Annotated in this window: 12 protein-coding genes; 3 read left to right on the top strand and 9 right to left on the bottom strand. The window is 32.6% G+C overall.

The window, feature by feature from the left end:
* Positions 1–52: 52 nt before the first annotated feature.
* Complete coding sequence (locus QZ824_RS06840) at positions 53–1,558, top strand: aldehyde dehydrogenase family protein (RefSeq protein ID WP_291275277.1); 1,506 nt, start codon at positions 53–55, stop codon at positions 1,556–1,558.
* Positions 1,559–1,643: 85 nt separating this feature from the next.
* Positions 1,644–2,015, top strand: coding sequence for a DUF779 domain-containing protein (locus tag QZ824_RS06835; RefSeq protein ID WP_291275276.1), 372 nt, complete (start codon positions 1,644–1,646; stop codon positions 2,013–2,015).
* 1 nt (position 2,016) lies between these two features.
* Here QZ824_RS06835 and QZ824_RS06830 read toward each other — a convergent pair whose 3' ends face one another.
* The 8 genes from QZ824_RS06830 to QZ824_RS06795 all read right to left on the bottom strand — a co-directional run bounded on the left by QZ824_RS06830 (position 2,017) and on the right by QZ824_RS06795 (position 13,447).
* The gene (locus tag QZ824_RS06830) at positions 2,017–2,940 is read right to left on the bottom strand and encodes an AraC family transcriptional regulator (RefSeq protein WP_291275275.1); all 924 of its coding nucleotides are present in this window, start codon (positions 2,938–2,940) and stop codon (positions 2,017–2,019) included.
* A 60-nt stretch (positions 2,941–3,000) separates the two neighbouring features.
* Complete coding sequence (locus tag QZ824_RS06825; protein WP_291275274.1) at positions 3,001–4,011, bottom strand: proline iminopeptidase-family hydrolase; 1,011 nt, start codon at positions 4,009–4,011, stop codon at positions 3,001–3,003.
* 21 nt (positions 4,012–4,032) lie between these two features.
* Positions 4,033–4,896 (bottom strand): bestrophin family ion channel, encoded by an 864-nt coding sequence (locus tag QZ824_RS06820; protein ID WP_291275273.1) that lies wholly within the window; start codon positions 4,894–4,896, stop codon positions 4,033–4,035.
* Positions 4,897–4,900: 4 nt separating this feature from the next.
* Entirely contained in the window at positions 4,901–6,208 is a 1,308-nt protein-coding gene (locus QZ824_RS06815) for a TolC family protein (RefSeq protein WP_291275272.1), read from the bottom strand.
* Between the two features lie 27 nt (positions 6,209–6,235).
* On the bottom strand, positions 6,236–9,322 hold the full coding sequence (locus QZ824_RS06810; protein WP_291275271.1) for an efflux RND transporter permease subunit: 3,087 nt from the start codon (positions 9,320–9,322) through the stop codon (positions 6,236–6,238).
* A gap of 13 nt (positions 9,323–9,335) precedes the next feature.
* Positions 9,336–10,391 (bottom strand): efflux RND transporter periplasmic adaptor subunit, encoded by a 1,056-nt coding sequence (locus QZ824_RS06805; protein ID WP_291275270.1) that lies wholly within the window; start codon positions 10,389–10,391, stop codon positions 9,336–9,338.
* Positions 10,392–10,537: 146 nt separating this feature from the next.
* Positions 10,538–12,640 (bottom strand): ATP-dependent DNA helicase RecG, encoded by a 2,103-nt coding sequence (recG, locus tag QZ824_RS06800; RefSeq protein WP_291275269.1) that lies wholly within the window; start codon positions 12,638–12,640, stop codon positions 10,538–10,540.
* 84 nt (positions 12,641–12,724) lie between these two features.
* On the bottom strand, positions 12,725–13,447 hold the full coding sequence (locus tag QZ824_RS06795; RefSeq protein ID WP_291275268.1) for a diphthine--ammonia ligase: 723 nt from the start codon (positions 13,445–13,447) through the stop codon (positions 12,725–12,727).
* Positions 13,448–13,515: 68 nt separating this feature from the next.
* On the opposite strand from QZ824_RS06795, the gene QZ824_RS06790 reads away from it, so the two are divergent.
* A complete protein-coding gene (locus QZ824_RS06790) occupies positions 13,516–15,606 on the top strand; it encodes a M1 family metallopeptidase (RefSeq protein WP_291275267.1) in 2,091 nt (696 codons plus the stop codon).
* Positions 15,607–15,642: 36 nt separating this feature from the next.
* Here the strand turns inward: QZ824_RS06790 and QZ824_RS06785 are convergent.
* Positions 15,643–16,195: hypothetical protein (locus QZ824_RS06785; RefSeq protein WP_291275266.1), on the bottom strand; the 553-nt coding region annotated here is incomplete at its 5' end.

The raw sequence follows: 16,195 nt of genomic DNA, 5'->3' as shown, positions 1-16,195 counted from the left end.
TTATTAATAGAAATGAATTTTACATTTGAAATAAACAAATAAACGTATAATTATGAGCAATTTAATTCAACGACCACAATTAAAAGATAAGTATGATAATTTTATCAATGGAGCTTGGACAGCTCCTTCTACAGGTCAATATTTTGAGGTACTTTCTCCAGTAGATGGTAAATTAATGGCAAAGGCTGCCCATTCAGCTAAATTAGATATTGAGATGGCGGTAGATGCAGCCTATGATGCATTTCAAACTTGGAGTCAAACTTCCAAAACAGAAAGAAGTATTATTCTAAATAAAATTGCAGACCGTATTGAAGCAAATTTAGAATATATTGCAGCTGTAGAAACGCTAGATAATGGGAAGGCAATCAGAGAAACCATGGCAGCTGATATTCCTTTAGCTATTGATCATTTTAGATATTTTGCTAGTGTGATTCGTGCAGAGGAGGGTTCCATTAGCGAATTAGATAAAAATACAGTGTCCATTATTGTGCACGAACCTATTGGTGTAGTAGCCCAAATTATTCCTTGGAATTTCCCAATATTAATGGCTGTTTGGAAATTAGCTCCAGCTTTAGCAGCAGGAAATTGTGTGGTGTTAAAGCCTGCAGAAAGTACACCTATTTCAGTTATGGTTTTGATGGAACTTATTCAAGATTTAATTCCAGCAGGGGTAATTAATGTGGTGAACGGTTTTGGTGCCGAGTTAGGACGCACTTTGGTAACGAATCCAAAAGTAGCAAAAGCAGCTTTTACAGGTTCTACTGCTACTGGAAGAATGGTGATGCAATATGCTACAGAAAATATTATTCCAGTAACATTAGAATTGGGAGGTAAATCGCCAAATATCTTTTTCCCTTCAGTAATGGATGCTGACGATGAATTTTTTGACAAAGCACTTGAAGGGGTGGCTTTATTTGCACTAAATCAAGGTGAAGTATGTACTTGTCCTTCACGATTATTAGTACATGAATCTATTTTTGATGCCTTCATGGAGCGTGCTATTCAGCGTATTAAATCAATTAAAACAGGAAATCCTTTTGATCCAACTGTTATGATGGGAGCTCAAGCATCTCAAATTCAAAAAGATAAAATATTATCTTATATCAAATTAGGAAAAGAAGAGGGGGCTGAATTACTTTGTGGAGGTGATGTAAATCATTTAGGAGGAGAATTAGAAGGAGGATATTACATTCAGCCTACAGTATTCAAAGGACATAACAAAATGCGTATTTTCCAAGAAGAAATTTTTGGACCTGTGTTAGCCGTAACTTCATTCAAAACTACTGAAGAAGCAATAGCTATTGCTAATGATACTATGTATGGATTAGGAGCTGGTGTTTGGACACGTGATGCACACGAGTTGTATCAAGTTCCTAGAGCTATTAAAGCAGGTAGAGTATGGGTAAATCAATATCATGCATATCCTGCGGGTGCGCCTTTTGGAGGGTATAAACAATCGGGAATTGGTAGAGAAAATCATAAAATGATGTTAGATCATTACCGTCAAACTAAAAATATGTTGATTTCATATGATAAAAATAAATTGGGATTCTTTTAAAATGTTCATTTAGAGGATAGTTTTAACCGCAGATTTTCATTAAATTGAGAATTTGCGGTTTATGTTTAATTAAATTTAGAGGTAAATGAAACGATTAAGCGTAACACCAAAAGCAATGGAAGTTATTCAATTGCTAGAAGAAAAGTTTGGTAATTTAATGTTTTATCAAGCAGGTGGATGTTGTGAAGGAACACAACCCCAATGTTTTGAAGAAGGAGGTTTCTATTTGAGAACAGGAGATGTTTGTATAGGTGAAATTAAAGAATATAAATTCTGGATTGATAAAGATTTATTTGAATATTGGCAATATTCACATTTTGAATTGGATGTAACCGATGGGTTTGGTCCTGGTGGATTTTCACTAGAAACACCTTTTGGAAAAACATTTAAAGTAAATTATCGCTTATTTACTGATGAGGAAATAAATGCATTACCCGAAGTAATTCGTTGGGAATAAATCAGCTATTGTAATTCATCAATTGATATTGTTTAGGAGTTACCCCTTCATATTTTTTGAAAATTCTAATAAAGTAATTGCAGTCTTCAAAACCAGAAGCGTAAGAAACTTCATTGATTTGCATGTTTGGATTACTTAATAATTTTTTTGCATATTTAATTTTCTCATTTAAAATATATTCAATAGGACTCATTCCCATTTCTCTTTTAAAGTATCGGTAAAATGAGGTAGTACTCATACATGCTTGATCGCTTAAGTCTTTCAATTGTATTGATTCTCTAATATTTTTTCGGATGTAATCTATACTAGGAGATATAGGGCTATTTGAGTCTAATAAGGTAGTATTATCAAATCGTTTTACTGTTTGTGTTTGTATGATTCGGATAATAAGTTCTTGTAAGGTTAAATCAGCAATTACATCTTTGGTAATTGAAGAACCCATGCATTCTTTGATTAATTTATTGATGGTAGCTGCTAGTTCTACATTGTTATAAAAAAAATAGTTTTCATGATCTAATTTCCAACTGTTGTTTTTGCCCTCTTTAGGATATTTTTCGTTTAAATAATCTAAAGTATCTAAAATGATTTTATGATCAATTGCTAAAGCAATACATTGAGTTGGGTTATCTTTACTAGCTTCAGGAAAATCAATCTTCATTTCAACATTTTGAGGCACAATTACGGTTTCTCCAGGTAAGTATTCAAAACTTGGGTCTTCAAATAAATGCATTACTTTTTTTCCACGTAGCATGCTAGTGACAACTAAATCATTAAATTTTAATGGAACCAACTCAGATTCTTGATAGGTTTCAAAAATATTTAATTCACAATGATTTAATGAAAAAATCGTCCGGTTTTCAACTAGTGTTTTTAACGATTTTTCATGTGTTAATTGTGGTGTAAATAATAAAGCTTTATTTGGCATAAGTAGTTCCTTTGTAAAAGCAATATACAAAAAAAGCAACTAAGAATAGTTGCTTTCAATTTATTTTTTTAAGAAAGAAATCAGTCCTTTGAAATAGGTTTTTTGGTCGTCATAAAAGGCCATGTGACTGCCCTTAGGGCAATATAAAAAAGTTCCCTTTTGTACTAATTTAGCAATTTCTTCCATGTGCTTAGGGTCCATAGTGTCATATTTGGCACCAATGCTTAAAGTAGGGATTTTAATATGCTTTAAGTCCTTTTTACGATCCCATTTTTCTAATTTTCCAGAAATCCCAAATTCACTGGGACCTTGCATCGTAACATATAGTGATTGATTCATCTTACTGAATGATCGTGTTACGGGTTCTGGCCAATCCTTTGAAGGCAAACGTAAGACATGTTTTTCATAAAAATGGGGTGTTAATAGTTCCATATATCTTGGATTTGAAAAGTCTTTATTAGCTTCAATACGTCTTATTTCATCCAATATTTTTGGTTCAAATTGAGGGGCAAGAACTTTCTCTGCATATTTACCGTATTCTGGACAACTGGCCATCATATTGGAGATGATTAAACCTTTCATATTGTTTTGGTATTTTAACGAATATTCCATAGCTAAAATTCCACCCCACGAATGTCCTAACAAATAAAAATTGGAAGCATCTAAACCCAATGCTTTTCGTACTTGTTCAACTTCTTCTACATATCGAGACAAATCCCACATAGTTGTATCTTTTGGATTGTCAGAATTGCCACAGCCTAATTGGTCATAATATATAAATTCAATTCCTTCAGCTGGAAAATAATTTTCGAAACATTCAAAATATTCATGAGTGGCTCCTGGTCCACCATTTAAGAGCAAAACTTTTATTTTAGGGTTGTTTCCAATGCGTTTAGTCCAAACATTAAAAATGCCTTTAGAGGTTTGTATGGGAATTTTTTTAATTCCTCCATTTTGAATACTATCTGTTGATTGTGCATAATATTCGCGCACTAGGTTTGAGGAGCCTTCCTCTTTCTTACAACTCCATAAGTTCATTGCAAGAAGCAAAAATGCAACTATTTTTTTCATGAGTTTTATTTTTAGGGTAAGTTACAAAATTTCTTCCACGTGTTTTTTTATGTTTGTGGCTATTTTTGCAATAGGTAAATCATTTTCATCTCCACCAAAAGGGTCTTCAATTTCTTCAGCAATTAACTCTAAACTAGCTAATACATAGAAAATAAATATTACAACAGGTATAACATAGTACCCCAAGCTAAAAACAAAGCTAAAAGGTAAAGTCATAATATAAAAGAAAATGAATTTTTTAATGAACGCACTGTAGGAATAGGGAATGGGCGTGTTTTTAATACGTTCACAAGCTCCACAAACTTCAGTAAAAGCACGTAACTCACTGTTAATTATAATGAGTTGGTCTCCAGTTATACGGTTAGATTTATATAAATCATTAATTTTTGAAAATAGCATTTTGGCTACTTGATTTGGCTTGTGTTTGGTATGATCAATTTCAAGATCGAATCCTTCAAATAACATTTTACTCACTTCTTCATTAGTTAAGTGTTTGGCTAAAATAGAAGCATAACTTGGAATCAATTTTTTAAAATAATATTTATCGTTTTCATGCTCTAAAATGCAAGATAATTTTAAAGCTAAATTTCTACTATTATTAACGAGATTACCCCATAATTTTCTTCCTTCCCACCATCGATCATAAGCAGTATTCGTACGATATGCTAAAAGTAACGACAATACAAAACCAACAGTGGTATGCATTATAGAAATGTTTTTTACATGACTATTCTCACTAAGTTTGAAGTAGTGAATCTCGAAATAGCAAATTGTCCCTGAATATATTCCAATAAGAAACATCATGGGTAACAGTTTTCTAAATGTATCTGATTTATGAAATTTAAATATAAATGTAATCCAATCTTTTGGGTTGTATTGTACCATAGAATTAATTTAAGTTCAGTGTACCCGCTAATTCTTTTAAACTAATTTCTGCTAATTTAGTAAGGTATTTGGCATTGCTTAATCGAACTAAAGCAGTTACATAATTTTCTTGAGCAGTTCTAAATTCGATAGTAGTAATTGTACCGATTTTAAATTTTGCTAATGTAATGTCTAGATTTTGTTTGGCAATTGCGGCATTTCTATCTTCAACTTGTATCAAATTTAAATTTGATTGATAACTTGCATAAGAACTAGCAAGTTGAGCATGCAAGCTCTGTTTAAACAAACTAATCTGTGTAGTAGCATTTTCAATTCCAATTTTGGCTATTTTTTCATTTCTATTTTGACTCATTCCATTAAAAATTGGCACAGAAGCTGAGATTCCATAGACAAAACCATTTCCGTTAGATTGAGTTACAAAGCCTAATGAAGCTTCACTTCTTGTAAAGTTGTAGCCAGAATTGATTCGAACTGTAGGATAGCGATTTCCTTTGGTTTCTTTCAGTTGTAATTCTGCGATTTTTTTATTTAAAATCTGAGCTTGCAGTTCTGGATTTTGTTGTTCAGCGGCCTCTTTGAGGGGTTGTAGAGTTAAGGTGGCATCAATGTTAATATCTTTTTCAACAATAAAATCGGTCATGATGTCACGAGCTAATATCTCATTCAATTTAATTTTCGACATTTGATACATTTCTAAAGCTTTCAATCGATTGCTAATATCAGCATTTAAATCCACCTCAGCATTTAAAACTTCCAATTTAGCCGCTTTTCCTATACTATATCTATTTTTAGCGGTAGTCAAACGCTGATTAGAGATCAAAAGTGCTGTATCAATAGCTTGTAGTTGCTGTTGTTGTTGAACTAAATCAAAATAAGTAGCGTATACATCACTTATTTTTGTACTAATGGTTCGTTTTAAATTGGCTTCTCCTTGTTGTTTTAAGGTTTCGAAACGCTCTTTGCGAGTAAACATTTTTAATCCATCAAATACCGTCCAATCTAAACCAACTCCATAAGTTAAATTCATGTTTTTAGCTCCCTTCAATTGTCGAACAGTTCCATCTCCTTGTGTTTGTTTGGTATCTAAAATAGAATTGTTGTTGACCACATTAGCACTTACATTGGGTAACATTCCTGCGTTTCCAATGCTGTTGTTGTAATCGGCAATTTTTACTTCATTTTTAGCTATGGTAATTTCATAATTGTTTTCTAATGCAATCTTCACTGCATTTTCGAGTGTTAACAATTCTTGACTTTTTGCTCCAAAGCCAAGTAAAAGTAGTAGCAAGTGTAGTATTGTATTTTTTTTCATGGATATCATAAATATACTTATAGGCTTTTATTTTTCTAAAGCGTCAATATTATCAAATTCGGGTTTATGTTTTCGTGCTTTAGACCACATCATGTAGAAAGCAGGAATCACAAATAAAGTTAAAATTAGTGAGAAAATTGTTCCTCCAACAATGACTACTCCCATTCCTATTCTACTCGTAGAAGCCGCTCCTAAAGATAATGCAATGGGTAATGCTCCCAGTGCAATAGCTAAGCTAGTCATTAAAATAGGACGTAATCTTGCTTCAGAAGCTTCAATTATGGCATCGTATTTAGATTTGCCTTGTTCCCGAAGTTGATTAGCAAATTCTACGATCAAAATACCATTTTTAGTTACCAATCCGATTAACATTACAGTTCCAATTTGACTAAAAATATTCCAAGATTGTCCAAATAGCCATAAAGAGAACAAAGCACCAGCTACAGCCATAGGTACTGTTAAAATAATAATTAATGGATCAATAAAACTTTCAAATTGTGCCGATAATATTAAGTAAATTAGTAACAAAGCTAAACCAAATGCAAAAGAAGTATTGGAACTACTTTCTACAAAATCTCTAGATTCCCCTCCTAAATCGGTAGTAAATGTGTCGTCTAATACTTTAGCTTTTATCTCATCCATGGCTTGAATACCATCACTGATACTTTTACCAGGTGCCAAGGCAGCAGATACGGTAGCAGACATGTAACGATTGTTATGGAATAATTGAGGAGGATTACTTTGTTCATCTACTTTTACTACATTATCCATTTGAATCAGTTCTCCTTTATTATTTTTTACAAACATAGATGTTAAATCTAATGGGTCTGCACGGTCAATATCTTCAAATTGTCCTATAACTTGGTATTGTTTACCATCTTTCATAAAGTATCCAAAACGTTGACCGCTCAATGAAAGTTGTAAAGTTTGAGCTATATCTAGAACCGAAATACCTAAACTTTCTGCTTTTTCTCTATCAATAGTAACATTAATTTCAGGTTTGTTAAATTTCAAGTTAACATCTACATTTGAAAAAGTTTCATTTTTATTGGCTTGTTCCATAAACTGAGGAATCTTTTCTCGTAATTTTTCAAAGTTAGGTGCTTGAATAATGTATTGAATTGGCATTCCACCTCTACGATTAACAGCAATAGTTGGTTGTTCAGAAATGGCTACTTTTGCATCTGTATATTTCTTAGTCCATTTTGTTAAGCTTTCAGCAATTTCTTTTTGTTTCTTTTCGCGTTCTTCAGTTCCTTTTAGTGCCAATCGAACTCTTCCGGTATTAACAGATGAAGTAAGGAATCCAGGAGCCGTAATGACTAGTGCAATTTTTTTCTCAGGTATTGAATCAGTTATTAATTGACTCAGTTCTTGCATAAATCGATCAGTATACTCGTAGGAAGCACCTTCTGGCGCGGTTACACTTGCAACTACTAAATCTCGATCCTCATACGGTGCTGTTTCTTTCGGAAGAATTGTAAAGAACAAAACAATTAAGCCAATACATAATGCTACAATTGGATAACTGATCCACTTGCGTTTCATGAAATTTTTCAAAGAAGTTGCATAACCTTCATTAAGACTTACAAAATAAGGCTCTGTAAATTCATAAAATTTGGTACGTTTATGCCCCCCTTCTTTCATTAAATAAGCATTCAACATTGGGGTTAAGGTTAAGGACACAAAAGCAGAAATCAATACGGCTGCACCAATAACAACACCAAATTCCCTAAAAAGTCGTCCCACAAACCCTTCAAGAAAGATAATGGGTAAGAATACAGCTGCTAAGGTGATTGATATTGAAATTACTGCAAAAAAGATTTCATTAGCTCCTTTAATTGCCGCTTCAATGGGCGACATACCTTCCTCAACTTTTTTAAATATGTTTTCGGTTACTACAATTCCATCGTCAACAACTAAACCAGTGGCTAAAACAATAGCAAGTAAGGTAAGAACATTTACTGAAAAGCCACATAGATACATAATGAAAAAGGTAGCAATTAAGGATACAGGAATATCAATTAACGGGCGAAAAGCAATGGACCAATCTCTAAAAAATAAAAAGATAATAAGTATTACCAATATGATAGAAATTAATAAAGTTTCAGCTACTTCAACTACTGATTTTTTGATAAATAGAGTGTTGTCTAGGGCAATATTTAATTTAATGTCTTTTGGTAAATCTTTTTTTAATAAATCATATTGCTTGTAAAACTCTTTAGCAATGTCAAGGTAATTGGTTCCAGGTCTTGGTACTAAAGCTAAACCTACCATTGATTGTCCATCTGCACTAAATCGAGTTTCTAAGTTCTCGGCTTCAAGAGAGGCATTCCCTACATCACTTAAACGTACTATTTTTTCACCTTCGGCAAGTATAATGATATCATTAAATTCTTTTTCTGATTGTAAATTACCAATTGTTTTAACCGTTAATTCGGTCGCGTTTCCTGTTAATTTTCCTGAGGGTAATTCAACATTTTGTTTCTGCAAGGCGTTTCTAACATCGGCTACAGTTACACCATAGGAAGTGAGTTTAATAGGGTCAATCCATAAGCGCATTGCATATCTTTTTTGACCCCAAATTTGTACACTACTCACACCAGGAATGGTTTGAAGTCGTTCTGCAATTACATTTTCTGCATAATCACTAATAGCTAATTGATCTTTAGTATCACTTTGAACGGTCATAGTGATAATAGGGTCTGAATCAGCATCTGCTTTAGAAACAACTGGTGGTGCATCAATATCTTGAGGTAAATTTCGAACGGCTTGCGATACTTTATCACGAACATCATTGGCGGCTTCCTCTAAGTTTTTTTCTAATTTAAATTCGATAGTGATGTTACTAGAACCTTGATTACTTGATGAAGTAATATTTCGAATACCATCAATTGAATTGATTGCTTTCTCTAATGGTTCTGTAATTTGGGATTCAATGATATCTGCATTTGCTCCTGTGTAATTTGTACGAACCGAAATTTGAGCGGGATCAATAGAAGGAAATTCTCTTACGCCCAAATAACTGTATCCTATAATTCCAAAAAGAATGATAGTTAGATTTACAACTATGGTAAAAACAGGTCTTTTGATACTTAAAGTGGATAAACTCATACTTAGATGCTCCTTATTTCAATTTAACTTTAATGTCTGCTTCATTCTTTAACGCCATAATTCCTGTTAGTAATAAGGTGTCTCCTTTTTCTAACCCAGAGGTAACAATAACATCTTTATCAGTTCTAGTTAAGGTTTCAACTTTAACCTCTTTTGCTTTTAATCCATTGGCGATAAATACTTTTTTACCGTCTTGAATTGGGATTACACATTCAGATGGTACGATAAAGGCATTTTCTATATTTTTCAATGGAAGCGCCACTTGTGCAAAAGTTCCAGGTATTAATTTATTTGAACTATTGTTAGCTAAAGCTCTAATCTTGAGTGTTCTTGTATTGGTCTCTATACTTGGTTCTAAGGCATATATTTTAGCTTTAAAGACTTGCGATACATTCGGGATAGTGAAAGTTACTTCTTTATCTTTTTGAATATCAGAGGCATATTTTTCAGGGATTGAAAAAGTAATTTTTACTTCATTGTTACTCACTAACTTTGCAATTTGTGTGCTTGGAGTCACATAAGTGCCTGGGGATATATATCTTAAACCAATTTTTCCAGAAAATGGAGCTTTTACTGTTGTCTTTGCAAGTTGGGCCTGAATGAGTTGGGTTTGTGCTTGTGCACTTCTAAAATCGGCTGTTGCTATATCAAATTCTTCCTGACTAATAGCATCTTTTTCTAAAAGCAATTTTGCTCTACGTGCATTTTCACTGGCTAAATTTTGCTTGGTTTTTGCTTGTGCAAGTTGAGCTCTTAATTCTAAGTCATCTATTTTAAAAAGCACTTGTCCTTTGGTAACAAAACTTCCTTCTTTGAAAAGAATTGATTTCACAATGCCAGAAATTTCACTTCTCAAGTCGATTTCTTCACTTGCTTCAATAGAACCAGCTATATTAATGGTGTTGTTGAAATTTTCTGGAGTTAGAATTTTCGCCTTAACTTCAATTGGTGGTTTTTTATCTTCTTTTCCTCCTTTTTCATTTTGAGCTTTGTTTTTAACAATTCGGTAGGTGATTAATCCACCTAAAGATATAACTACTAACGTGATAATTATTTTCTTTGCTTGCATTATCTAGTAACTTTTGAATTTAATTTTTTTCAAAAGTACTTTATCTATTTAGAATAGGGGGTAGTGTTAAAAATTATTTAACATTTGTAGTTACAAATATCACGTTTGTTTCACTTAAACGAAAGAGTTATAACATTATTAGGTTTTTAACTGATATAATTCCAGATGTTTTTCTTTTTGCTTAAAGCTAAAAATACTTCTTTTAATTTAGCATGGATAGGATTACTCAAACTTGGATCTTCTTTAAGTAAGCGTACGGCTAAGTGTCGTGCTACTTGTAAAATGTCTCTATCTTTTACCAAATCAGCAATTTGAAGATTTAAGATACCACTTTGCTGAGTTCCCATTATGTCTCCAGGACCTCTAAGTTTTAAATCAACTTCTGCAATTTCAAAGCCATCATTGGTACGAACCATAGTTTCCATCCTCGTTTTACTGTCCTCACTCAATTTAAATCCAGTCATAAGAATACAGTAACTTTGCTCTGCTCCACGTCCTACTCGCCCTCGCAACTGATGCAATTGAGATAATCCAAAGCGTTCTGCACTTTCAATAACCATTACAGAAGCATTTGGAACATTAACCCCTACTTCAATTACAGTTGTAGCAATCATAATATTGGTTTTTCCTTCCACAAATCGTTTCATTTCTTCGTCTTTGTCTGTAGGTTTCATTTTACCATGAACAATCGATATAGAATAATGTGGTAGCGGGAAATCTCTTGAAATACTTTCATAGCCGTCCATTAAATCTTTATAATCCATTTTTTCAGATTCTTGAATTAACGGATACACAATATATACTTGACGGCCTTTAGCAATCTCATCTTTTAAAAATTTCCAAACTTTTAAACGATGCGCATCATATCGATGAACGGTTTGGATGGGTTTTCTTCCAGGAGGTAATTCGTCAATCACAGAAATATCCAAATCACCATATAAACTCATAGCTAGCGTTCTTGGTATGGGGGTAGCTGTCATGACTAAAATGTGAGGAGGTATGGTAGCTTTTTTCCATAGTCTGCTTCGTTGTTCTACTCCAAATCGATGTTGTTCATCTATAATGGCTAAACCAAGATTGTTAAATTGAACTTTGTCTTCTAATAAGGCATGTGTACCAATTAAAATATCCAATGTACCTTCTTCTAATTCTTGATATATAATTTTTCTTTCCGCAGGTTTAGTTGAACCAGTCAGTAGTTTTATATTTAATTGTAATGGTTGGGCTAATTCACTTATCCCCATGAAATGTTGGTTGGCTAAAATCTCTGTTGGTGCCATCAAACAACTCTGAAATCCGTTATCTTTTGCAAGTAGCATACACATTAATGCTACGATTGTTTTGCCTGACCCCACATCTCCTTGTAACAACCGATTCATTTGGGCATGACTACCTAAATCATTACGTATTTCTTTTAATACTCTTTTTTGAGCTTGGGTCAAATCAAAAGGAAGATGATTTTTGTAAAAGGTGTTAAAATAAGTGCCTACATGTTCAAAGGGTTGTCCTTTTATTTTATGTTTGCGAATTAAATTTTTAGTAATCAATTGTAGTTGAATGAAGAATAACTCTTCAAATTTAAGACGAAATTGAGCTTTAGCAAGTAATTCCTGACTTTTAGGGAAATGAATATTGAACAAGGCTATATTTTTGGGTACCAAATGCAATTCATTGATAATTGAATCTGGCAAGGTTTCGGTAAATAAAGCTTGAGTTTCGATAAACAACTGTTGCATTAGCTTTGAAATTACTTTGCTGTTAATCCCTTTGTTATTTAATTTTTCAGTACTAGGATAAACAGGTTGCATGGCACTTCTTAAACTAGCTTTGTGAGTTTCTAATGTTTCTAATTCAGGGTGCGCCATATTAAACGTTCCATTGAATGAGGTCACTTTTCCGAAAATGACATAGACAGTGTTTAATTGTAAACTTTCTTTAATCCATTTTTGGCCTTGGAACCAAACTAATTCCATTTGACCCGTATCATCAACAAAAGTGGCCACTAATCGGGAACGACCTTTGCCTTGTTCAACAGTTTTAAGGTGGATTACTTTTCCAATTATTTGAACTTCAGAATTACTGTTTTGTAATTCATTAATTTTGTAATAGCGCGTTCTGTCTATATAACGATTTGGATATAAATTCAATAAATCGCCATATTGATGTATATTTAATTCTTTACGCAGGAGGTCTCCTCGTTGGGGTCCTACACCTTTTAAAAATTCGATAGAAGTTTCAAGTAAATTCAAAACGAGATGTGCTAATGAAATGCTAGCCCAAATTTCAACAATAAAAAATCAAAATGCAAATTATTTATGTGCTGAACGTTAAAACTATTTCGGAATTAAATCGCAAAAATAAAATCCGTTATTAACTATATTTTCGGAACAAAGATTTTCTTCTTCCACAGTTTTTGGTTTTGGATAGGTTCGGTGTACAATGGTTCCTGTTTCAAAGGCAATAGGTGTTTTGAAAAGAGGACCATCAAAAATAAAGGTATGAAATTCTCCGTTTTCTCCACATGGGTCTACTTCTGTTGGCAGGTCATTTAAAAATGACTCATCAAAGAGGCGTCCCACAAACTCTTTTCCTAAATAGGCATCGTTAACACAAACCACAATGGCCTTAAACCCTAAACTTATTAATTCTTTAGCTAGTTGAAGTGTGCCTTTTTTCCACAAGGGAAAATGGGCTTTAAATGATAGCTGATCTAATTGATGCTCTCTATATTCACGCAAATCTTCTAAAAAAATATCCCCAAAAATGGAATTCATACAATTTTTATGTATAAAGTATTGAAGATTGGAACGCATTATTGTTTCATAATCTTCCATGCTTGGTGTTTCAGGAAAAGTTACTTTTATTAATGGAATACCGATGCTTTCGGCTTGCAATTCAACCAATTCAGTTCTAACACCATGCATAGAAACTCTGTTGAAAACACTATTGATACTTGTAAATAAATGCGTTACTTCAAAGGTTTTGTTTTTTTGGGTGTAATATAGTGCTAATGCAGCATCTTTTCCGCTACTCCAATTGATGAATGCTTTTTTCATGGTAATTATTTGTGGTAAAAATACAAATTGCATAAACAAGTTTGTACTTTTGTTTGAAACAAAAAGCGATGCGTTATATATTATTCCTTTTATCTATTTTTTCGTATTCTCAACAAACCTTATCGGTAGATTTTATAAAATGTACTGCCAAGGTACTGCCTGATTTTGAATCAAAATCAATTTCTGGAGAAATTAGCTATCAATTTAAAGTTTTGAATAAGATTGATTCTATACGAATTGATGCCAAAAATATGTTCATAAATAGTGATATTAAAATCAACGGAAAGCGAGTAGGTTACAAATATAACAACAAAGAAATTGTTTTATTTGAAGGTTACACTAAAGGAAGTAATAAATTAGAATTTACTTATGAATGTAAACCTAAGCAAACCCTTTATTTCGTTGGTTCAACCGATGATTTTCAAATTTGGACACAAGGACAAGGTCGATACACCAGTTATTGGTTACCTAGTTTTGATGATGTAAATGAAAAAGTTATTTTTAATATTTCATTTGAAATTGATTATAAATTAGCTTTTTACACTGGATTTTCAAACGGAAAAGCTGTTTCTGAAAAAAAGAGAAGAATAAAATTTAGAGATTCATTTATTAATGAACCAACTAATGCTGTTTACAAGTTTAAAATGAAAAAGCCAATGTCATCTTATTTAGTAATGTTGGCCATTGGTCAATTTACTAAAAAGGATTTTAAGAGTAAATCAGGCACACCAATTGAGTTATGGTATGATATAAGAGACGAAGCTAAGTTTGAGCCCACCTATCGCTATTCTAAAGAAATTTTTGATTATTTAGAACAAGAAATTCAATTTAAATATCCTTGGCAAATTTACCGTCAAGTACCGGTTCGCGATTTTTTATATGCGGGCATGGAAAATACAACATCTACTATTTTTGCTCAAGATTTTGTAGTGGATTCAATAGGTTTTAATGATCGAAATTACATCAATGTTAATGCACATGAATTGGCTCATCAATGGTTTGGTGATGTGGTAACGGCTACGTCTAGTAAACATCATTGGTTACAAGAAGGATTTGCAACGTATTATGCTTTATTAGCTGAACAACATATTTTTGGTGACGATTATTTTTATAATGAATTGTATGATTATGCTTTGCAATTGAGTAAGGCTGCTAAAACAGATACGATACCCGTACTTAATGAAAAAGCGAGTTCGTTGTCTTTTTATAAAAAAGGAGCTTGGGCATTGCATGTTATGCGAGAACAAGTAGGAGCAAAGGCTTTTCAAAAAATAGTAAAAAATTATCTTAGAAAGTACCAATTTAAAAATGTTTCTACGGCTGATTTTTTAGCTGAAGTAAAGAAGATAGTTCCTTCTTTTGATGTTGTAACCTTTCAAAAAGAATGGTTAGAAACCCCTGGTTTTGATATGAAAACGGCCGAAATTTATTTAACAAAGAATAAGGCTGTCTCTACCTATCTTTCATTAGTTAAGAAAAAGGCTGATATGGCCACTTACAAAGAAATTTTGACTACTGAAACTTATTTTCCTGTCAAGCAATATTTGTTTTATCGAATGGCAGCAGTTCCTTTTGAAAAGAAAAAAGAGTTAATCGAATTGGGAATGAAACAGAACTTGTACATTCGTCAAGCTATTGCTGAGACTGTTGAGAAAATTCCACTTGAATTTAAATCACAATACGAATCTTTATTGAAAGACGCGTCTTATAAAACCAAGGAAATAGCCTTAATTAATTTATGTGAAAATTTTCCAGATAATGCCAATTCCTACTTAGAGCAAACTAAGAATATTATTGGAAATAATGATTTTAGTTTTAAAATAACATGGCTAAAATTATACTATCTTAATGGAAATAATGCACAATTTGAGAGAAATGATATTATTACACAATTAATCGCTTTTACTCATGTAAATTTTGAAAGTGCTGTCCGTCAAAATGCGTTAGAAGCACTACTCGATTTAGACCCTCATAATGAAAAGGTAATTGAAGCATTGTTTTTAGCTTCTCAACATCACAAATGGCAGTTTACAATGTTTGCGCGAAATACCATTCGAAAATTATTGAAAGACCCTATTTTCCGTCAAAAAGTAGAAGAAATAGCAGTAAAATCTAAAGACTCTTTAAAAGTGACTTATGAGAAGTTTTTGAATGAATAGAAAAAACCTGTCGTTTTTAATTCGACAGGTTTTTAACTAGAATACACGTTTCAATTCTTCTTTTATAAAACTTATTGCAATTGCACTTAATGACTCCGACTGTGAGGCATCTAACAGAAATTTGTTTCTTAATTCTTCTCCTGTTTGTACTTCACCACCGATAGATACCGTTCTTAATTGGGCTACAATACTATTTTTAGTTTTCATAATTACTTCCCAACATTCACCTGTTAAGTAAATTTGTTGCGTTAAATTATGTTCGTATTCAGTTTGAATATTATGAATTAATAAAGTGGCATAACTTGGAGCGTCTAGTGTTCCTGGTTCTACACGCATCATTAAATTAACCGGATTGATTCGCTCTAAAAATAAAACCATTCTTTCATAAGCCTGCAAACGAATGGGCAAAGCTTGTTTTTGATTTTCACGTAAGAGTTCAAATTTTCTTCGGTTTTCTTCTGCTGTAAAAAAGCGTTGCGACATCACAAATGCAACCCCTCCAGTAATTAAAGCAGGAATCGTATAAGCTGCAATTTCTAATAATTTATCTTCTATCGCCATAATTTCAGTTTTTTTACAAAAATATAAT

This window comes from Flavobacterium sp. (assembly GCF_021151785.1).
Taxonomy (GTDB): Bacteria; Bacteroidota; Bacteroidia; order Flavobacteriales; family Flavobacteriaceae; genus Flavobacterium.
The sequence above is the reverse complement of the archived record's forward strand: the minus strand, read 5'-3'. Positions and strand labels throughout refer to the sequence as shown.